Annotated in this window: 21 protein-coding genes and 1 tRNA gene; 8 read left to right on the top strand and 14 right to left on the bottom strand. The window is 74.5% G+C overall.

The window, feature by feature from the left end:
- Positions 1-32: 32 nt before the first annotated feature.
- From ABZ318_RS04715 to ABZ318_RS04700, 4 genes are all read right to left on the bottom strand, one after another.
- Positions 33-120, bottom strand: a tRNA-Leu gene (locus ABZ318_RS04715).
- 218 nt (positions 121-338) lie between these two features.
- The gene (locus ABZ318_RS04710) at positions 339-995 is read right to left on the bottom strand and encodes a class F sortase (protein ID WP_356901044.1); all 657 of its coding nucleotides are present in this window, start codon (positions 993-995) and stop codon (positions 339-341) included.
- A gap of 301 nt (positions 996-1,296) precedes the next feature.
- Positions 1,297-1,833: a hypothetical protein gene (locus ABZ318_RS04705; RefSeq protein WP_356901043.1), complete on the bottom strand. Its 537-nt coding sequence runs from the start codon at positions 1,831-1,833 to the stop codon at positions 1,297-1,299.
- Positions 1,834-1,978: 145 nt separating this feature from the next.
- Entirely contained in the window at positions 1,979-2,923 is a 945-nt protein-coding gene (locus tag ABZ318_RS04700) for a beta-ketoacyl-ACP synthase III (RefSeq protein ID WP_356901042.1), read from the bottom strand.
- A 245-nt stretch (positions 2,924-3,168) separates the two neighbouring features.
- On the opposite strand from ABZ318_RS04700, the gene fdhD reads away from it, so the two are divergent.
- A complete protein-coding gene (fdhD, locus tag ABZ318_RS04695; RefSeq protein ID WP_356901078.1) occupies positions 3,169-3,996 on the top strand; it encodes a formate dehydrogenase accessory sulfurtransferase FdhD in 828 nt (275 codons plus the stop codon).
- An 8-nt stretch (positions 3,997-4,004) separates the two neighbouring features.
- On the opposite strand, the gene ABZ318_RS04690 is transcribed toward fdhD, so the two are convergent.
- The 3 genes from ABZ318_RS04690 to ABZ318_RS04680 form a co-directional block, all read right to left on the bottom strand.
- Entirely contained in the window at positions 4,005-4,388 is a 384-nt protein-coding gene (locus ABZ318_RS04690) for a (2Fe-2S) ferredoxin domain-containing protein (protein WP_356901041.1), read from the bottom strand.
- Complete coding sequence (locus tag ABZ318_RS04685) at positions 4,385-4,906, bottom strand: isochorismatase family protein (RefSeq protein WP_356901040.1); 522 nt, start codon at positions 4,904-4,906, stop codon at positions 4,385-4,387. Before ABZ318_RS04685 ends, ABZ318_RS04690 begins: the two co-directional genes overlap by 4 nt.
- A 109-nt stretch (positions 4,907-5,015) precedes the next feature.
- Positions 5,016-6,089 carry a bile acid:sodium symporter family protein gene (locus ABZ318_RS04680; protein WP_356901039.1) on the bottom strand — a complete coding sequence of 358 codons (1,074 nt, stop codon included), beginning with the start codon at positions 6,087-6,089 and terminating at the stop codon, positions 5,016-5,018.
- Between the two features lie 123 nt (positions 6,090-6,212).
- Between ABZ318_RS04680 and ABZ318_RS04675 the strand changes: the two genes are divergently transcribed.
- Both ABZ318_RS04675 and ABZ318_RS04670 read left to right on the top strand, forming a co-directional pair.
- Positions 6,213-7,079, top strand: a complete 867-nt coding sequence (locus tag ABZ318_RS04675; RefSeq protein WP_356901038.1) for a LysR substrate-binding domain-containing protein — start codon at positions 6,213-6,215, stop codon at positions 7,077-7,079.
- A gap of 534 nt (positions 7,080-7,613) precedes the next feature.
- The gene (locus ABZ318_RS04670) at positions 7,614-9,437 is read left to right on the top strand and encodes a long-chain fatty acid--CoA ligase (RefSeq protein WP_356901037.1); all 1,824 of its coding nucleotides are present in this window, start codon (positions 7,614-7,616) and stop codon (positions 9,435-9,437) included.
- Positions 9,438-9,519: 82 nt separating this feature from the next.
- Here the strand turns inward: ABZ318_RS04670 and ABZ318_RS04665 are convergent, their stop codons facing one another.
- Positions 9,520-9,726, bottom strand: coding sequence for a hypothetical protein (locus ABZ318_RS04665; protein WP_356901036.1), 207 nt, complete (start codon positions 9,724-9,726; stop codon positions 9,520-9,522).
- Between the two features lie 74 nt (positions 9,727-9,800).
- Between ABZ318_RS04665 and ABZ318_RS04660 the strand changes: the two genes are divergently transcribed.
- Positions 9,801-10,595, top strand: coding sequence for an aldo/keto reductase (locus ABZ318_RS04660; protein WP_356901077.1), 795 nt, complete (start codon positions 9,801-9,803; stop codon positions 10,593-10,595).
- Positions 10,596-10,724: 129 nt separating this feature from the next.
- Here ABZ318_RS04660 and ABZ318_RS04655 read toward each other — a convergent pair whose 3' ends face one another.
- Positions 10,725-11,999 (bottom strand): SUKH-4 family immunity protein, encoded by a 1,275-nt coding sequence (locus ABZ318_RS04655; protein WP_356901035.1) that lies wholly within the window; start codon positions 11,997-11,999, stop codon positions 10,725-10,727.
- A 138-nt stretch (positions 12,000-12,137) separates the two neighbouring features.
- Here ABZ318_RS04655 and ABZ318_RS04650 point away from each other — a divergent pair, with 138 nt between their 5' ends.
- A complete protein-coding gene (locus tag ABZ318_RS04650) occupies positions 12,138-12,602 on the top strand; it encodes an RICIN domain-containing protein (protein WP_356901034.1) in 465 nt (154 codons plus the stop codon).
- 18 nt (positions 12,603-12,620) lie between these two features.
- On the opposite strand, the gene ABZ318_RS04645 is transcribed toward ABZ318_RS04650, so the two are convergent.
- Positions 12,621-13,529, bottom strand: coding sequence for a methyltransferase domain-containing protein (locus tag ABZ318_RS04645; protein ID WP_356901033.1), 909 nt, complete (start codon positions 13,527-13,529; stop codon positions 12,621-12,623).
- 82 nt (positions 13,530-13,611) lie between these two features.
- Positions 13,612-14,544, bottom strand: a complete 933-nt coding sequence (locus ABZ318_RS04640; protein WP_356901032.1) for an AraC family transcriptional regulator — start codon at positions 14,542-14,544, stop codon at positions 13,612-13,614.
- 128 nt (positions 14,545-14,672) lie between these two features.
- Here ABZ318_RS04640 and ABZ318_RS04635 point away from each other — a divergent pair, with 128 nt between their 5' ends.
- Positions 14,673-15,518 (top strand): NmrA family transcriptional regulator, encoded by an 846-nt coding sequence (locus tag ABZ318_RS04635; RefSeq protein WP_356901031.1) that lies wholly within the window; start codon positions 14,673-14,675, stop codon positions 15,516-15,518.
- Positions 15,519-15,524: 6 nt separating this feature from the next.
- Positions 15,525-15,740, top strand: coding sequence for a hypothetical protein (locus tag ABZ318_RS04630; protein WP_356901030.1), 216 nt, complete (start codon positions 15,525-15,527; stop codon positions 15,738-15,740).
- Between the two features lie 33 nt (positions 15,741-15,773).
- Here ABZ318_RS04630 and ABZ318_RS04625 read toward each other — a convergent pair whose 3' ends face one another.
- Positions 15,774-16,520, bottom strand: a complete 747-nt coding sequence (locus ABZ318_RS04625) for a class I SAM-dependent methyltransferase (RefSeq protein ID WP_356901029.1) — start codon at positions 16,518-16,520, stop codon at positions 15,774-15,776.
- A gap of 21 nt (positions 16,521-16,541) precedes the next feature.
- Complete coding sequence (locus ABZ318_RS04620; RefSeq protein ID WP_356901028.1) at positions 16,542-16,847, bottom strand: 4a-hydroxytetrahydrobiopterin dehydratase; 306 nt, start codon at positions 16,845-16,847, stop codon at positions 16,542-16,544.
- 100 nt (positions 16,848-16,947) lie between these two features.
- Here ABZ318_RS04620 and ABZ318_RS04615 point away from each other — a divergent pair, with 100 nt between their 5' ends.
- Complete coding sequence (locus ABZ318_RS04615) at positions 16,948-17,763, top strand: helix-turn-helix transcriptional regulator (RefSeq protein WP_356901027.1); 816 nt, start codon at positions 16,948-16,950, stop codon at positions 17,761-17,763.
- On the opposite strand, the gene ABZ318_RS04610 is transcribed toward ABZ318_RS04615, so the two are convergent.
- Positions 17,744-18,166, bottom strand: a complete 423-nt coding sequence (locus ABZ318_RS04610; protein WP_356901026.1) for a hypothetical protein — start codon at positions 18,164-18,166, stop codon at positions 17,744-17,746. The two genes, ABZ318_RS04615 and ABZ318_RS04610, sit on opposite strands and share 20 nt — an antisense overlap.
- Positions 18,167-18,184 lie beyond the last annotated feature (18 nt).

Here is an 18,184-nt window from a genome sequence, read left to right as displayed (position 1 = left end):
CGGTCGACATGAGATCGACCGGCACTTCCACGTGGTGTCCGAGGGGGGACTTGAACCCCCACGCCCGATAAAGGGCACTAGCACCTCAAGCTAGCGCGTCTGCCATTCCGCCACCCGGACCGGGTGATTGTCGTTCCGGGGGTTTCCCCCGCGGCGACAGAGATAACTCTACCAGGGGTTCGCGGCGCCTTTCACCAGCGTTTCCCATGGTCAACCGGTACCGGGTGGGAGCCCGGCGCCCCCCGACGCCGGCTCCGTGGAGGCCACACTGACGACCGGGACGCGGTCCAGGCCAATCCTTCGGCGGGAGTCCGTCAGGTCGGTTGACCTGAAAGAGGTCAACGGACCTCGACCAGGCGGGCCGAGACCACCACGTTGCCCGCGTAGCCGCTCTCCTCGGTGAAGGTGCCGCCGCAGGTGATCAGCCGCAGTTCGGGGACGCCCGCGTCCCCGTAGACCCGCTCGGCGGGGAAGCCCTCCTTGGGGACGACCTCCACCCCGTACACGGCGAAGACGGCGGTCCTGCCGTCACGCCGGACGACCTCCACGCGGTGGCCCTTGCCGAGGGCGCCGAGGTCGTAGAAGACGGCCCGGCCGTTCGGGGTGTCGACGTGGCCGACGACGACGGCGGTGCCGCGCTCGCCGGGGGTGACCGCCCCGGTGAACCAGCCCGCGAGCCGGTCCTCCTCGGGCGGCGGCGCCTCGATCCAGCCGTCGGCGTCGAGCCCGACCGCGGTGACGGGCGCGTCGATGCGGACGGCGGGGACGCGGACCCGGACGGGGGGCGAGGCGGGCAGCGGGGCGGGGACGGACACGGGCGCGAGGGCGGCGAGGCCGGCCCGTGTCCCGTCGGGCGCGGCCGCGGCGAGGGGCTGCGGCGGGCCGAGGGCCGTGGGCTCCCCCGTACCGCCGCGCACGAGGTGCACCCCGACGAGGAGGACGACGGCGACGACGCCCCAGGCGCCGCGTCCTCCCGTACCGTCCGAACGCCCCACTTCGGCCCTCCTCCACCTTCCGCGCGTAGGGCCTGTCCGACCATTCGCGTCGGATCAGGCCGGGTCGTCCGGTGCGTGCGATCGGCGTGCGGCCGGGGCACCCTTGGATGGGGTCTCCCCTGCTCGAGCGAAGCCGAGAGCTCGGGGAAGGAGCTACTTGGGTGTTTCGGCCGTGCGGCGAGCGTGCGTGCCGGGCGGGCCGGACCCGACGGGAATGGTCGGACAGGCCCTGGCGCCCCTCCGTCCCGGACCTCGTCACACCGGGTCGGAGGGGCTGTTTCGGGTCCCCCGGGTCGGGCCGTCAGGCGCGGCCGTCGGCGTGGCGGCGGGTCAGGACGACGGCGGCGCCGAGCGCTCCGGCGATGAGCAGGACGCCGGTGACCAGTTCGGTGGCGCCGAGCCCGTCGGCGTCCGCACCGGAGGCGGCGGTGCCGTAGCCGGCCTTCACGCCCTTGTGGGCTCCGGTGTCGTGCCCGGTGGTCCCGCCGGTGTCGTCCTGGGCGATGGTGAGCTTGGTGGTGCCCCGCTCGCCCTTGCAGTCGAAGGTGATCTCGTACTGGGTGCCGGCCTTGGCGTCGACGTCCACCGTCGCGGTGCCCGGGCGGCCCTCGCTGAGGGTCACGGTCTCGAACACGGTGGAGGTGACGGTCACGGAGGGCACTTCGCAGCCGTCCGACGTGAGGGTGACGGTGCCGCCGGGGGCGATCGTCGCCGGGGTGACGGAGAAACCGAACGACGTGATGTCTTCGCTGCCGTCGCCGGCCGCGGCCAGGGGCGCGACCGTCACGACGGCGACGGCGCCCAGCAGGGCGGCGGAAGCGGCACGTATCACGCGCATGACGGTCCTCCAGATCACGGGAGGGCCCGGGGGCGGATCGATTCCGCGGCCGGAAGGGGACGACCCTCACCGCGATCGAAGCTAGGTCCGCCCCCGGCGCTCCGCCACCGGGCTCCGCCGAACGGGGCACGGCGGCCGGGAGGAGCTACGGGACGCGGACGACCTGCCCGGCGTAGGAGAGGTTGCCGCCGAAGCCGAAGAGGAGCACCCTCCCGCCGGAGGGGAGCTCGCCGCGCTCGACCAGCTTGGCGAGGGCGAGCGGGATGGAGGCGGCCGAGGTGTTGCCGGAGTCGACGACGTCACGGGCGACGACGGCGTTGACGGCGCCGATCTTCGCGGCGAGCGGCTCGATGATCCGCAGGTTGGCCTGGTGCAGGACGACGCCCGCGAGCTCCTCGGGGGTGACGCCGGAACGCTCGCAGGTCTGCCGGGCGAGGGCGGGCAGCTGCTGGGTGGCCCAGCGGTAGACGGACTGGCCCTCCTGGGCGAAGCGGGGCGGGGTGCCCTCGATGCGGACGGCGTGGCCCATCTCCGGGACCGAGCCCCACAGGACCGGTCCGATGGCGCCGGTGTCGGTCTCGGTGGCCTCGACGATCGCGGCGCCGGCCCCGTCGCCGGTGAGGACGCAGGTGGTGCGGTCGGTCCAGTCGGTGATCTCGGTCATCTTGTCGGCGCCGATGACGAGGGCGCGGCGGGCCGCCCCGGCCCGGACCGCGTGGTCGGCGGTGGCGAGGGCGTGGGTGAAGCCGGCGCAGACCACGTTGAGGTCCATGGTGGCGGGCGAGCCCATGCCGAGGCGGGCGGCGACGCGGGCGGCCGTGTTGGGCGAGCGGTCGATCGCGGTGGAGGTGGCGACGAGGACGAGGTCGATGTCGCCGGCGGTGAGGCCGGCGGCGGCGAGGGCCTTGCCGGCCGCGTGGGCGGCGAGCTCGTCGACGGGCTCGTCGGGGCCCGCGACGTGCCGGGTGCGGATGCCGACCCGGCTGAGGATCCACTCGTCGCTCGTGTCGACCAGCTCGGCGAGGTCGTGGTTGGTCAGCACCTTGGCGGGCTGGTAGTGCCCGAGCGCGGCGATGCGAGTGCCCGTCATTCTCGGGACCCCCTAGGTGGTTCGTTCGTGGGCAGGATTCCCCAGTGTTGCCAGCGACTGATCAGTAACAGGTGACGTAACCCACCAACATTCCCCCGCACCGCTTGGCCGACCGTGACAAGGCCCCGGGCCCGGTACGGCTCCCCACCCGACTCCGGACATGCGTTCGACGGAGGAGCATGGCGGAGAATGGGGCCGTCAGGGCCTTCCCGGCCTTCCCCGCGGAGAGAATCGAGTGCGTCACGATGGGACGGGTCACCGAGCGACGGCGTGTCCTGCGGATCCGGGGCGGTGCGGTCAACACGCGGCCCGACACCCTGGTGGCGGAGGAGCCGCTGGAGATCCGGCTGAACGGACGCCCGATCGCGATCACCATGCGCACGCCGGGCGACGACTTCGCGCTCGCGGCCGGTTTCCTGGTGAGCGAGGGGGTCCTGGCGGCGGCGTCGGACGTGCGGAACATCGTGTACTGCGCGGGCGCCACGGACGACGGCCGGAACACGTACAACGTGGTGGACGTGCAGCTCGCCCCCGGCGTGGCGGTCCCGGACATCTCGCTGGAGCGGAACGTCTACACGACGTCCTCGTGCGGACTGTGCGGCAAGGCCAGCCTGGACGCGGTCCGCACCACGGCCCGCTTCCCGATCGCCGACGCTCCCCCGCTCCGGATCGCCCCCGAGCTGCTTTCCCTGCTCCCGGAGCGGCTGCGGGCGGCGCAGCGGGTCTTCGACTCGACCGGCGGGCTGCACGCGGCGGCGCTGTTCGCGGAGGACGGCGAGCTGCTCGACGTACGGGAGGACGTGGGCCGGCACAACGCCGTGGACAAGCTGGTCGGACGGGCGCTGCGGGAGGGGCTGCTGCCGCTGGAGCGGGCCGTGCTGCTGGTGTCGGGACGGGCCTCGTTCGAGCTGGCGCAGAAGGCCGTGATGGCGGGGATCCCGGTGCTCGCCGCGGTGTCCGCGCCGTCCTCGCTCGCCGTGGACCTGGCCGCCGAGACGGGCCTGACCCTGGTCGGCTTCCTGCGCGGACCGGACATGAACGTGTACGCGGGCGAGCACCGGATCGCGCTCTGAGGTCCCCGTCAGTTCTTCGGCGGGTCGATCATCTGGAGGGCGAGGGCGGCCGGGGGCGGGGCGATGCCGGGGCCGCCGGCCTCGGTCCAGGCGAGGACCTCGTCGAGGCAGTCGTCGTCCGCGCTCCAGCCGATCCAAGCGGCCCGGCCGCCCCGGCGCCGTCCCTCGGTGGAGGGCTGGACGACGAGGACGTTCGCCTGGGCGCAGGGACCGAGGCAGTCACTGGTACGGACGACCAGACGGCCCCCGGAGGCCGCGGCGGCCGCCCGGAGGCGGGCCAGTTGGCCCGCGTGGTCCATGCCCGGGTTCTTGCGGGCGTCGCCGCAGCAGCAGCCGCGGCAGACGACCAGGGAGCAGGGGCGGGCCCCGTACCGTATCGGCACCGGGGTCACTCGGGGCCGTCCAGGGTGATCGCGGAGACCGGGGCGACCGTGCCGAGGCGCGGGAAGTCGAGGTCGACGGAGGCGCGGTGCTCGTCGGCGGTGAGGGCGGCCATGGCGTCCTCCGCGAAGACGAGGTCGTAGCCCAGGTCGCAGGCGGCGCGCGCGGTGGACTCGACGCCGAGGTTGGTGGCGACGCCGCCGAGGACCAGGGTGGTGGCGCCGAATCCGGCGAGCAGCTCGTGGAGTCCGGTGTCCTGGAAGCCGCCGATGGTGCGCTTGACGACGACGGGGTCGCCGTCCCGGACGAGGTCGGGGACGAGCTCGCTGCCGGGCGGCTGGAAGTCGACGTTCGGCCGTTCGACGCGGATGTGGACGACGGGCGCGCCGGCGGCCCGGAAGGCGTCGGCGAGCCGGGCGGAGGCGGCGAGGACGTCGGTGCCGGGGCGGGGGGCGAGGGGCAGCGCGACGATGCGTTCCATCAGGTCGACGAGGACGAGCGCGGTGCTGCCGGGATCGAGTGCGGGCATGGGAGCACCGTAGCGGCCCGGATGATCATCCCGGGCGGGGCGTGGGTGTGATCCGGCCGACGGGGGCGCACGGGCGCGGGGCCGCGGCCTCCGGGGCGCGGGGCGGGGGTCACGCGCCCGGTGTCGGGGCCTCGGATGCCCGTACGGCTCGTGCCGGGCGGCCCGGCACGTCGGCGGGCTCCGGCTCCGGGTCCTGGGAGCGGCGCTTCGCGATGACCGCGCAGACCATCAGCTGCATCTGGTGGAAGAGCATCAGCGGCAGCACGGCGAGGGAGGCCTGCGGGCCGAAGAGGACGCTCGCCATCGGCAGCCCGGCCGCGAGGCTCTTCTTGGAGCCGGCGAACTGGATCGCGATCCGGTCGGCCCGGTCGAAGCCGAGGCGCCCGGCCCCGTACCAGGTCAGGGCCAACATCACCGCGAGGAGCACGGCCTCGGCGGCGAGCAGCGCGCCGAGCCGCGCGGGGGTCACCAGGTGCCAGATGCCGGCGACCATGCCCTGGCTGAAGGCGGTGTACACGACGAGGAGGATCGAGCCCCGGTCGACGTGTCCGAGGACCTTCTTGTGGCGGGCGAGGAAGCCTCCCACCCAGCGGCGCAGGAACTGCCCGGCCAGGAACGGCACGAGGAGCTGGAGCACGATCTTCAGGAGCGCGTCGGCGGAGAGCCCGCCCGCGCCGTCGCCGAGGAGCAGCGCCGCGAGCAGCGGGGTGAGGACGATGCCGGCGAGCGAGGAGAAGGAGCCGGCGCAGATCGCGGCGGGCACGTTGCCCCGGGCGATCGAGGTGAACGCGATGGAGGACTGGATGGTGGACGGCACCAGGCAGAGGAAGAGGAATCCGCCGTAGAGCTGCGGGGTGAGGACGCCGGGGACGAGACCGCGCGCGGCGAGGCCGAGGAGCGGGAAGACCAGGAAGGTGGAGCCGAGGACGGTGAGGTGGAGCCGCCAGTGCCTCAGGCCGTCGAGGGCCTCGCGGGTGGAGAGCCGGGCCCCGTAGAGGAAGAAGAGCAGGGCGACGGCCCCGGTCGACGTGCCTTTCATGACGCTCGCGGTGGCGCCCGAGGCGGGGAGGAGCACGGCGAGGACGACCGTGCCGAGCAGGGCGAGGACGTACCCGTCGACGGGCAGCCAGGACGGCAGGCGGAGGGGACGGCGTGCGGTACGGGCGGGCGTGCGGGGGGTCATGGGCTCCACTGCTCTGTGCACTGCTGGGGTGGGTCGCGCCCGTCCATCCTGCTCCACGGCCCGGTGATCGGGAATCCCGTACAGCGCTCTGACTGTCATCACGGTTCGCGATAACGTCGCGGGATGTACGAGCCCACCCAGCTGCGCACCTTCCTCGCCGTGGCCCAGACGCTGAGCTTCACGCGGGCCGCGGACCGGCTCGGGCTGCGCCAGTCGACCGTCAGCCAGCACGTACGGCGCCTGGAGGAGGCGACGGGGCGGCCGCTGTTCGCCCGGGACACGCACCGCGTGGAGCTGACGGAGGACGGCGAGGCGATGCTCGGTTTCGCGCGCACGATCCTCCAGGCGCACGAGCGGGCGGCGGCCTTCTTCGGCGGGACGCGGCTGCGCGGGCGGCTGCGGTTCGGCGCCTCGGAGGACTTCGTGACGACCCGGCTGCCGGAGATCCTGGAGTCCTTCCGGCGCGAGCACCCCGAGGTCGACCTGGAGCTGACGGTCGAACTGTCCGGGACGCTCCAGGCCCGGCTCGCGGCCGGCCGGCTCGATCTGATCCTGGCCAAGCGGCGCGGGGCCGAGAGCGAGGGCCGGCTCGTCTGGGAGGACGCGCTCGTCTGGATCGGGGCGCCGGGGCTGCGGCTGGATCCGGACCGTCCGGTGCCGCTGATCCTGTACCCGCCGCCGGGGATCACCCGGGCGCGGGCCCTGGAGGCCCTGGAGGCGCAGGGCCGGGCGTGGCGGATCGCGTGCACGAGCTCCAGCCTGAGCGCGAACGTGGCGGCGGCCCGCGCGGGGCTCGGGGTGATGGCGCACACGCGGGGTCTGGTGCCGCCGGGGCTCGTCCCGGTGCCGGCCCGCGCGGGGCTCCCGGAGCTCGGGGACGTGGGTTTCGTACTGCGCAAGGGGCGCCGGGGCGGGGAGGCCCAGGAGGCGGCGGATGCCCTCGCGGAGGCGATCCTGGCGGGCGGCGACCGCCTGCACCGGCCGCGCTGAGCGGGGAGGGGCGGCCGACCGCACCGGCCGCACCGAGCGGGGGGCGACCGACCGCACCGGCCGCGCTGAGCGGGGGGCGACCGACCCGCACCGGCCGCGCTGAGCGGGGGGGGCGACCGACCGCACCGGCCGCGCTGAGCGGGCGACGACCGACCGCACCGAGCGGGGGCGGCTCGCGGCGCCGACCGCGTCGGCGGAGGGCGCCCCCACCGCGCCCGGCTCGCCGAGCGGGGGCCGCTCGGCGTGCCCGGTGAGCGGCGAGAAGGCGCCACGGGGGTGCTTCGGGGGGCGGGGCGTGAGCGGCCGGTACAGATTCCGTGGAGATTCGCACCCGGAGGGCGTACCGTCTGGTCGGTAACCACCCCGAGCCGCCCTCGACTTGGCCGCCTCACCTGCCCTGACCTGTGAGAACGCGGAATGTCCCGGCTTGGTGAAGCTCCTCCCGCCGACCGGTCGGGTGGGGTACCGTCACCCGCGCCGTACGGAGCGCGACAACAGGCTTTTCCAGCCACCGAGCCGTCGAGGAGCAGGTCAGTGCGCGAGTTCACCGTGCCGCCCGTCGAGGCGGCGCCTCAGGTCGGCGGTCTGGCGGACGCCGTGTTCGAGCACGCCCTCGCCGACCCCCACCGGGTCGCCTTCGGCCGGAAGGGCCCGGACGGCGCCTGGTACGACGTGACGGCCGAGCGGTTCCGGGACGAGGTGGTGGGCCTCGCGAAGGGGCTGATCGCACAGGGCGTGCGGTTCGGCGACCGGGTCGCGATCATGGCCCGGACCCGGTACGAGTGGACGCTCTTCGACTTCGCGCTGTGGACGCTGGGCGCGCAGCCCGTGCCGGTCTATCCGACCTCCTCCGCCGAGCAGGTCTTCTGGATGCTGCACGACGCCGAGGTCACGGCCTGCGTGGTGGAGCACGAGGACCACGCGATGACGATCGGTTCGGTGATCGACCGGCTGCCCCGGCTCCAGCGGCTGTGGCAGCTGGACGCGGACGCGGTGGGCGAGCTGACGGCGGCGGGCGCGGACATCGACGAGGAGGTCGTGCACCGGCACCGGCGGGCGGTGACCCCGGAGACGATCGCGACCGTCATCTACACCTCGGGGACGACGGGCCGCCCCAAGGGCTGTGTGATCACCCACGCGAACCTGATGTTCGAGACGGACATGGTGATGGGCCGCTGGGAGCCGGTGTTCCGCTCCCGGCCCGACGAGCAGGCCTCGACCCTGCTGTTCCTGCCGCTCGCGCACGTCTTCGGGCGGATGGTGGAGGTCGCGGCGGTCCGCGGCGGGGTGAAGCTGGGGCACCAGCCGGTGATGGCCGCGGCCGAGCTGCTCCCCGACCTGGTCGCGTTCCGGCCGAGCTTCGTCCTGGCCGTGCCGTACGTCTTCGAGAAGGTCTTCCGCGCGGCCCGCCGCAAGGCGGAGAGCGAGGGGAAGGCCGGCCCCTTCGACAAGGCCGTCGAGGTGGCCGTCGCCTACGCGGAGGCGCTGGAGCAGAAGACCTTCGGGACCGGCCCGGGGCCGTCGGCGGCGCTGCGCGTGCAGCACCAGTTCTTCGAGAAGACGGTGTACGTCAAGGTGCGCGCGGCCCTGGGCGGGCGGGTGCGGCACGCGATGTCGGGCGGTTCGGCCATGGACCGCAGGCAGGGGCTGTTCTTCGCGGGCGCGGGGATCACGATCTTCGAGGGGTACGGCCTCACCGAGTCCTCGGCCGCCGCCACGGCGAACCCGCCCGGACGGATCAAGTACGGCACCGTGGGCCAGCCGGTCCCGGGGACGACGGTCCACATCGCGGAGGACGGCGAGGTGTGGCTGCACGGCGGCCAGGTCTTCTCCGGCTATCTGAACGCCCCGGAGGCGACGGCCGCCGTCCTCAACGACGGCTGGCTGGCCACCGGGGACATCGGCGCCCTCGACGCGGACGGCTATCTGACGATCACCGGGCGGAAGAAGGAGATCCTGGTGACCTCGGGCGGCAAGAGCGTCTCCCCCACCGCGCTCGAGGAGCGGGTGCGGGCGCATCCGCTGATCGCCCAGTGCATCGTGGTCGGCAACGACCGGCCGTACATCGCCGCTCTCGTGACGGTCGACCAGGAGGCGGTGGACCACTGGCTCGCGATGCAGGGGCGGGCGCCGCTTCCCCCCGCCGAGCTGGTGCGCGATCCGGCCCTGGAGACGGAGATCCGGCGCGGGGTGGTGGCGGCGAACACGCTGGTCTCGCAGGCGGAGTCGATCCGGACGTTCCGGATCCTGGCGCATCCGTTCAGCGAGGAGCACGGGCTGCTCACGCCCTCGTTGAAGCTGAAGCGGAAGGCGATCGAGCGGGCGTACGCGGCGGAGGTCGCCGCGCTGTACGGCTGAGCGCGCCGCCCGCCGACGACCGGCGCACGCCGGGACCGGCACCTGCTCCAACCGGCGCACGCCCTGATCTGCGCACGCCCGGTCAGGGCAGGTCGGCGAGCGGCTCCACCGTCTCCCACCAACTGGGGTACTCGGTGGCACCGTGCGGGTCGGAGTTCCGGTTCGTGACCCGCCGGGTGCGCTCCGGCACCGCTTCGTCGTCCGGGAGGAGCTTGCGCAGCCGCGAGCGGACCGGTCCCTTCTGGAATGCGTACGGCCGCTCGCCCGTTGACCATGGGAGTACGACCACGACGACGTAAGGATCCATCCCACGTGAGCAAGGACAGCAACGTTCCCTCGGTCACCCTGAACAACGGCGTGGAGATGCCGCAGTTGGGCTTCGGCGTCTGGCAGGTGCCGGACGACGAGGCGACGGCCGCCGTGGCGACGGCCCTGGAGGCCGGGTACCGCTCCATCGACACCGCCGCGATCTACGGCAACGAGCGGGGCACCGGCCGCGCCGTCGCCGAGTCGGGCATCGCCCGCGAGGAGCTGTTCGTCACCACGAAGCTGTGGAACAGCGAGCAGGGCTACGACTCGACGCTGCGCGCCTTCGACACGTCCCTCGACAGGCTGGGGCTCGACTACGTCGACCTCTACCTGATCCACTGGCCGGTGCCGTCGAAGGACGCGTACGTCGACACGTACCGGGCGTTCGAGAAGATCCACGCGGACGGACGCGCGAAGGCGATCGGCGTCTCGAACTTCCTGCCGGAGCACCTGGAGCGGCTGATCGGCGAGACCTCGGTCGTGCCCGCCGTCAACCAGATCGAGCTGCACCCGCAGCTCGCCCAGCGGGAGTCGCGCGACGCGCACGCGCGGCACGGCATCGCGACCGAGGCGTGGTCGCCGCTCGGCTCCGGCAAGGGCCTCCTGGAGGTCCCGGCGATCGTGGCGATCGGCCGCAAGCACGGGCGGACGCCGGCCCAGGTGGTGCTGCGCTGGCACCTCCAGCTGGGGAACGTGGTGATCCCGAAGTCGGTCACCCCCTCGCGCATCCGCGAGAACATCGACGTCTTCGGCTTCGAGCTGGACGCCGAGGACCTGGCGGCGATCGCCGCCCTCGACGAGAACCGCCGACTCGGCCCGGACCCGGCGGAGTTCGACGCCGGCGCCTGAAGGAGTCGGAGGGGGTGGGGGCGGCGCGCCGCGTCGGCGGCGCGCCGTCTCGGCAGCCGGGTACGGCGTCGCCCCGGCGGCGTTCCGCCTCGGTAGCCGTGTACCGCGCCGCCCCGGCGGCGCTCCGCCTCAGTAGCCGTCCACGCCGAGCTCGGTGATCGAGGCGAAGAGGTGCTCCCACACCCCGGCGCCGGGCGCGCCGTCGGCCAGCGCCCCGGCGTCCACCTGCCCCATCGCCCGGAGGAAGGTCTCCACGCCGTCCTCCCCGGGGTACGGATCCCAGCAGACGCCCATGTGACGGCGGACGCCCTCCAGGAACCGGACGAAGGAGTCCAGGTCGCGGACGAGCGGGAAGACGGCCTCGCCGCCGGGGCCGTGGCTGCCGTCCGGCTGGCGCAGGCCGACGGCGCCGGTCGCGGGGTGGACGAAGACCTCCCCCGGGTCGCAGTACCCGAGGTCGAACTCGCCGACGTGCAGCAGCCCTTCGGGGCCCGGGGCCAGCAGCTCGTCCGCGAGGGCGAAGGACGTGACGCCGGCCCCCCAGTGGCGGGGCAGTCCGGCCTCGGCGAGCAGCGTCCGGGTCGGCGCGTGCGTGAGGGCGGCGGGGAGACCGGCCGGCGGGACGCGGACGACCAGGGAGGGGCCGAAGACCCCGTCGAGCCGGGCGGCGGTGAGCGGACCGTCGGCGTTCCTCGTGCCGGGCCGGAACCACGGCCCGCCGTCCGTCGGCGTCGGGCGGGAGGAATCGGCCCCGCCCGTCGGCCAGTCGGCGAGGGCGGTGTCGTTCTGCTCCACGACGGCCACTCCGCGCGCGTCGTGGAAGACGTAGCGGCCGCCGTCCAGCGGGATCGGCTCCTCCCAGGAGTCGGGGTGGCGCAGCGCCCAGGACTCGTCGTCGCCGTCGAACAGCCAGGGCTCGTCCGGTTCGGTCTCCTCGTACGGTTCGGCCGTGCCCTCGGCGGGCGCGGGCCGGGGGCTGCCGGTGGCCAGGTCGAACCAGGTGTCCTCGCACCACGGGGCCCAGACCTTCAGGAGCGGGGCGCCGCCGGCCTCGTACACCTCGGCGGAGCGGTCGCCGCTGAGGTTCGGCGCGGCCTCGTGGGCGCCGACCGGCCGCCACCAGGCCCACACCGTCCGCCACGGCAGCCCGGGTTCGGCGGCCGCCACGCGCTCGGCGTACTCCCGGTGGCCGAGGACGGTCGCCGCGAAGTGCAGCCAGGAGGCGAACTCGGCGGACGTCACCGGGGCGCTCCCGAAGACCGCCTCGGCCTGGGTGAACACCTCGCGGCCGACGCCGCCGTGCTCCTCCGGCAGGGCGTCGAGACGGGCGCGGAGCTCGGCGCGGTCGTGGCGCAGGACCCGGGCGGGGTCGTCGAGCAGGGTACGGAGATCGGGATCGGTCACCGTCACATCGTGCCGGACGGGCGGTGGCCGGGGTCGTTGTCGTACCCGGGACGTAGGGTCGGAGACGGCCCCGAGGGGTGCGCGCGGCGGTGTCGGCCGCGTGGTCCAACTGCCTGGCGAGAAGAAGGAGTCGGTACGGTGAGCGGTGCCCCGGAGCCCGTCGTGGAGGGCCTCTACCGGGTGCGGAACGTGGCCAGCGGGCTGCTCCTGGAGGTGTACCAGGGATCGGGCCGCAGCGGCGCGAAGGTGCAGCAGGGCACCGGGAACGGAACTCCCGGGCAGCACTGGCACATCAGACCCGTGCCGAACGGCGGCGGGCTCTACCACCTGGTCAACGCGGCCAGCGGCAAGCGGCTCGACGTCGCGAACGCGTCCACGGAGAACGGCGCCCGCATCCAGCAGTGGAGGGCCAACAACTTCGGCGCGCAGGAGTGGGTCATCGAGCAGGACCTCCAGTCGCCGGGGACGGTGGCCCTGGCGAGCTTCGTCAGCGGCCTGTTCCTGGAGGTCGCCGACGAGTCGAAGGAGGACGGGGGGAGCGTCCGGCAGTGGGAGGACACCGACTCGCCGTTCCAGTGGTGGCGGCTGGAGCCGGTGTCCTGACCCGGGCCCGGTACGGGCTCAGCCCTTGCGGGCGGTGTGCACGGTGTGGGCGGTGAGGTGGAACAGGTCCGTGCGGTGGTGCAGGGACAGCGCGTCGGCCGGGTCGAGCAGCCGGTCGAGCGTCTCCTTGTCGTCGGCGTCGAGCCGGGCGGCCAGGCCGTCCCGGAGGCGCTCGTAGTGGGCGAGGACCAGCTCACGGACGGCCGGGGAGACGGGCGCGGGGACGTCGACGAGGAACGTGCGGGTGCCGGCCGGGGTGAGGCCGGCGCCGGCGAGCAGCGCCCGCCAGTCGTCCGGCTCGTCCTTGGAGCCGGGGAGCTCGGCGCGCATCTCGCCGAACCATTCGGTGTGGGCGGCGTCGAGCCGGGCCTCCAGGCCGGGCCTGCCGATCCCGATGTTCTGGGGCAGGTGCCGCCGGGGCAGGCCGCCCTCGACGAGGGCGACGAGGCCACCGGCGTTCAGGATGCCGGCGAACTCCGCGAGCGCGGCGCTCTGGTCGCCCATGTGGTGCAGGGAGTTGCCCGCCCAGACGAGGTCGGCCTGCCCCAGGGCGGCGATCCCTTCGGGGAGTTCGGCGTGGCGGGTGGAGACCCGGGCACCGAGGCCGCGCGCCTCGGCCCGGGCCCGGGCCCGGGTGAGGAGTTCGGGGGCGCCGTCGACGGCGACCGCCTCGGCGGCCGGGAAGGCCTCGGCTAGCAGGCTGGTCACCACACCGGGGCCGCTGCCGACGTCGAGGATCCGGCGGACGCCCTGCACCGGCGCGAGGGTGCCCAGCCAGGCGGCGGCCTCCGCGTACGCGGGGCTCGCGATCTCGGCCTGCCGCTCCAGGAGCGACGCCATCTCGCTCCAGTCGAGGTGGGTGCTGTCGTGGTGGCCGTGGCCGTGACTGTGCTGGTGTCCGGGGTGGGAGGCGCGATGCTGGCTCATGGCTCCAGGGTGCGACGGGACGGCTGCGGGCGCGAGAAATGTTGCCGGTCCGGCAACAGGGATCCTGTCGGCGCCGGGCCGGTCAGCCGCGGCTCCGGTGCTCCTGCGGGCTGATGCCCCGTACGCGCTTGAAGGCGGCGCTCAGGGCGAACGCTCCGCTGTAACCGACCTGCCGGGCGACGGACTCGACCGTGGCGTCCGTCCGGCGGAGCAGGTCGGCGGCGAGCGCGAGCCGCCAGCCGGTGAGGTACGCCATCGGGGGCTCCCCGACGAGTTCGGTGAACCGGCGGGCGAGCGCGGCCCTGGACGCTCCCGACCCGGTGGCGAGCGAGGCGACGGTCCACGGCCGGGCGGGGTCGTTCTGGAGCAGCCGGAGCGCCCGGCCGACCACCGGGTCGGCCATCGCGCGGTACCAGGCCGGGGCCTCGGCTCCCGGCCGGGAGAACCAGGCGCGGACGGCGGCGATGAGCAGCAGGTCGAGGAGCCGGTCGAGGACGACGCTCTGGCCGGGCTCGTCGCGGGAGATCTCCTCGTCGAGGAAGGGCATGAGGGGGCAGTTCCACACGTCGGCGGGCAGGTGCGCCAGGCCGGGCAGGGCGTCGAGGAGCCTGCGGCCGACCTCGCCGTCCATCAGGTAGGTGCCGACGAGGACGGTGGTGCCGCCGTCCGGGGCGTTGCCCCAGGTGCGGACGCCGAGGCGCATGGACTGGGCGAGCGGCTCCCCGGAGAGGGTGGTGCAGCCGCCGTCGGGGCCGATCCTGGCGCGGGGCGGGGCGTCGGGGGCGTGGGCGACGGTGTACGGCTCGGGGCCGCGGGCGATGGCGATGTCCCCGGGGCGCAGCAGGACGGCGTCGCCGGTGTCGGGGACGAGCCAGGCCTCGCCCCCGGTGACGCACATGAGGCAGATCGGGGCTTCGTCCTCGATGCGCACGGACCACGGCGGCTCCATGATCATGCGCAGCAGGAAGGCGCCCTTGGCGCGTGGCCCGTCGAGGAGTCCGGCGAGTGCGTCCATGGGGCGCAAGCGTAGGTCGTCGGCGGGACGGGCCGAGACCCGCCCTTCGGATCGGCCCGAGACGGAGGCGTAGGCGGATGAGACCGCGGAGCATGGGCGGGCGGGACGCCGGGCGGGAGTCTTGAGCCATGACGACACACACGAACGACGTCCGGAACACGACGATCCTGGTGACGAGCGCCACCGGCAAGACCGGGCGGCGCGTGGCCGAACGGCTGGCCGCCCGCGGCGCGACGGTCCGTGCCGGGTCCCGGAGCGGGGCGACGGTCTTCGACTGGGAGGCCCCGGAGACCTGGGCCCCGGCGCTGCGGGGCGCGGACGCCGCATACGTGGCCTACTACCCGGACCTGGCCGCCCCCGGGGCGGTCGAGGCGATGGAGACCTTCGGCCGGCTGGCCGCGGAGAACGGCGTACGGCGGCTGACCCTTCTCTCCGGGCGCGGGGAGCCGGCGGCGGTCCTGGCGGAGGAGGCCCTGCGTGCGGCCGCCTCCGGGGCCGAACTCACCGTCGTGCGGGCCTCGTTCTTCGCGCAGAACTTCTCCGAGGGTCTGCTCGCGGAGGGAGTCGCCGAGGGCGCGGTCGTCTTTCCCGCCGGGGACACGGCCGAGCCGTTCATCGACGCGGACGACCTGGCGGACGTCGTCGTGGAGACGCTGACGGCGGACGGGCACGCGGGACGGGTGCACGAGGTGACGGGCCCCCGGCCGGTCGGCTTCGCGGAGGTGGCGGCGGAGATCTCCCGCGCCTCGGGCCGCCCGGTGGTCTATCGTCCGGTGCCGCAGGCCGAGTACGCCGGGCTGCTCGCCGGGTTCGGGCTCCCGGCCCCCGAGGCGGAGTGGCTCGCGGCGCTGTTCGCGACGCTCCTCGACGGCCACAACTCCTCGGCGACGGACGGCGTGAAGCGGGTCCTGGGCCGCGAGCCGCGCGCCTTCGCCGACTTCGCGGCGGAGGTCTGGGGCGGGCCGGGGGCCTGAGGCCGCGTGGCGGCCGGCCGGCCCGCCCCGGGCCGCCCCGACACCGATCCGGCGCGCTTCGTCCGCGTCGACCGGCCGTGGATCGGCTGTGTGCGGGAGCCGGCGCCGCTCGGGCACGAACGGGACGTCCGGGTACGGCACATGCCGGTGTCGGCCGTCCCGGACCTCACCGGCTGTCTCGGGGGCGTGCTGCCCTCCGGTGCGACGGGAGACCGGGCGTGAGCGTCGCCGGGGCGACCGACCGGCCGGCGGGGTTCAGCCGCGCCTGACGAAGCTCGCGAGCCGGTAGCGGGGGTCGGGGCGGCGGCGGTCCTGGTCCGGGAGGGCGGCCAGGGCGGCGGCGAGCGTCCCGGTGGTCGCCGGGTCTCCGGTGAACCAGGAGGCGAAGTACCCGGCGCGCAGCTTCCGGGCGGTGTCGCGCGGGGTGTTGCCCTGCCCGTGGCCGGTGAAGCGGGTGCCGGGGGCCGGGTCGAGGCCGTGGGCGGCCGCGTACCCGGTGATCAGGTCGGCGCGGTCGAAGGCCGCGTCGGCCGCGCGGTACGGGCGCAGGACGGCGTCGATGTCGCTGCCGACGTCGTGGGCGGCGTCCTTGTCGACGGTGACGACGAGGACGCCGCCGGGGCGCAGCACCCGGGCCGCCTCGGCGACGACGTCCGCCGCGAAGGGGACGAGGTGCAGCAGCCAGACGGCCGCGACGGCGTCCAGGGAGGCGTCGGGCAGCGGCAGCCGCCGGGCGTCGGCGCGTACGGCGCGGCCGGGCGTCCGGCCCGCGGCGACCCTCACCATGGCGTGGGCGGCGTCGGCCCCGTAGACGCGCAGGCCGGGCCGGGCGAGGCGTTCGGTGACGAGTCCGGTGCCGCAGGCGAGGTCGAGCAGGGTGCGGGCGCCGGGCGGGACGAGTCGCAGGACGGCCTCGGCGGCCGCCTCGGCCCGGGGCACCCCGCCGCGGGTCCGGTCGTAGTGCGCTGCCTCTGTCTCGTAGTCGAGCACGGTCTCCGCCATGCCCGCGATCCTAACGAGGGGTCAGTTCGCGCCGTGGCCGGGGGCGATCCGGTCGACGCGCTCGGCGAGTTCGAAGTCCTTCTCGGTGAGGGCGCCGCCTGCGGAGTGGGTGCTGACGGCGACGGCCACCGTGTTGTAGCCGAGGGTGAGGTCGGAGTGGTGGTCGAGCTCCTGCTGGATCTGGGCCACGTGGACGACGAGCGCGGTCGCCGCGAAGTGGTCGCCGAGCCGGTAGGTCCGGGTGAGCCGGTCGGCGTCGACGGACCAGCCGGGAAGCTCCCTGAGGCGGTCCTCGATCTCCTTCTGCGACAGCGGCTGTGTGGGCACGGCGGTGCTCCCTCCGGTCGGGTGGTGCGGGTGACGGGGTGACGGACAGGGGCCCCGGGGGGAAACTACCCGGGGTCCCCCTCTGGGATACCGTCTGGCCATGACGACTGTCGCGACCGACACGGGGGTGGGGCCGCTGCTGCGCGGGTGGCGTGAGCAGCGGAGGCTGAGCCAGCTGGAGCTGGCGCTGCGCGCCGACTCCTCGGCACGGCACATCTCGTTCGTGGAGACGGGCCGCTCCCGGCCGAGCGAGGAGATGGTCCTGAAGCTCGCCGAGCACCTGGAGGTGCCGGTGCGGGAGCGGAACGCGCTGCTGCTGGCGGCGGGATACGCGCCCCGGTACGCGGAGTCGCCGCTGGACGCGCCGCGCCTGGAGACGCTGCGCTGGGGGATCCAACAGCTGCTCGACGGCTACGAGCCGTACCCGGCCCTGGTGGTGGACGGCACGTACACGGTGGTGGCGGCCAACCGGGGGATCGGGCTGCTGCTCGACGGGCTTCCGGAGCACCTGCTGTCCCCGCCGATGAACGCGATGCGGCTCACCCTGCACCCGGAGGGCCTGGCGCCCCGGATCCGGAACCTGCGGGAGTGGCGGGGCCACCTCCTGGCCCAGATGGAGCGTCAGATCGCGCTGGCCCGCTCGGAGCCGCTGCGGAAGCTGTACGAGGAGGTGGCGGCCTATCCGCTGCCCGAGCGGATCGACCCGGAGGACCGGCCGGACGCGGAGCCGTACCCGTACTTCGCGCTGCCGCTGCGGATCGAGCACGACGGCCGGGTGCTGTCGTTCGTGTCGTCGATCTCGACGTTCAACACGCCGATGGACGTGACCGTCGCCGAGCTGGCCATCGAGACGTTCCTCCCGGCCGACCCGGAGACGGTCGCGTACCTGCGCTCGCTCAGCGCGCGGCTGCCCTGAGGGCCGCCCACTGGAGTCCGGCGAAGCCGGCGACGGTGGCCGCCTGCACGGGGGTCCAGAACAGGCCGGCGGTGGTCGGCTCCAGCCAGGCGACGAGGGCGACGACGCTGAGGACGGCCCAGATCACGTTGGCGTCGACGACGAGCTTCACGGCGAGGGCCGGGGGCTGTGGGCGGCTCGCGAGCCAGGCGACGCCCGCGGCGAACGCGGTGAGGAAGACGCCGAGTCCGAGGAGGAGCCCGGCGTCGACGCCGAGGAGTTCGCCGAGGGGGCCGGAGGCGGCGAGGTAGGCGATCCCGTTGGCTCCGGTGACGACGGCGTCGAGGGCGAGGAAGCGGCGCACCGCGGACTGGGGCCGGGTGGTGCGGGCGGTCCTCAAAGATCGGCGTAGGGCCTGGGACATGGCGGATCACCCTCCAAA

Origin of the sequence: Streptomyces sp. NPDC006197 (genome assembly GCF_040613865.1) — a bacterium.
Taxonomy (GTDB): domain Bacteria; phylum Actinomycetota; class Actinomycetes; order Streptomycetales; family Streptomycetaceae; genus Streptomyces.
This window is presented reverse-complemented; position numbering and strand designations above follow the sequence as displayed.

Coding starts and splice junctions, on each gene's coding strand:
- ABZ318_RS04705 (WP_356901043.1), bottom strand. CDS start 1,833: ATGCGCGTGATACGTGCCGCTTCCGCCGCCCTGCTGGGCGCCGTCGCC.
- ABZ318_RS04700 (WP_356901042.1), bottom strand. CDS start 2,923: ATGACGGGCACTCGCATCGCCGCGCTCGGGCACTACCAGCCCGCCAAG.
- fdhD (WP_356901078.1), top strand. CDS start 3,169: ATGGGACGGGTCACCGAGCGACGGCGTGTCCTGCGGATCCGGGGCGGT.
- ABZ318_RS04685 (WP_356901040.1), bottom strand. CDS start 4,906: ATGCCCGCACTCGATCCCGGCAGCACCGCGCTCGTCCTCGTCGACCTG.
- ABZ318_RS04680 (WP_356901039.1), bottom strand. CDS start 6,089: ATGACCCCCCGCACGCCCGCCCGTACCGCACGCCGTCCCCTCCGCCTG.
- ABZ318_RS04675 (WP_356901038.1), top strand. CDS start 6,213: ATGTACGAGCCCACCCAGCTGCGCACCTTCCTCGCCGTGGCCCAGACG.
- ABZ318_RS04660 (WP_356901077.1), top strand. CDS start 9,801: ATGCCGCAGTTGGGCTTCGGCGTCTGGCAGGTGCCGGACGACGAGGCG.
- ABZ318_RS04645 (WP_356901033.1), bottom strand. CDS start 13,529: ATGAGCCAGCATCGCGCCTCCCACCCCGGACACCAGCACAGTCACGGC.
- ABZ318_RS04640 (WP_356901032.1), bottom strand. CDS start 14,544: ATGGACGCACTCGCCGGACTCCTCGACGGGCCACGCGCCAAGGGCGCC.
- ABZ318_RS04635 (WP_356901031.1), top strand. CDS start 14,673: ATGACGACACACACGAACGACGTCCGGAACACGACGATCCTGGTGACG.
- ABZ318_RS04625 (WP_356901029.1), bottom strand. CDS start 16,520: ATGGCGGAGACCGTGCTCGACTACGAGACAGAGGCAGCGCACTACGAC.
- ABZ318_RS04615 (WP_356901027.1), top strand. CDS start 16,948: ATGACGACTGTCGCGACCGACACGGGGGTGGGGCCGCTGCTGCGCGGG.
- ABZ318_RS04610 (WP_356901026.1), bottom strand. CDS start 18,166: ATGTCCCAGGCCCTACGCCGATCTTTGAGGACCGCCCGCACCACCCGG.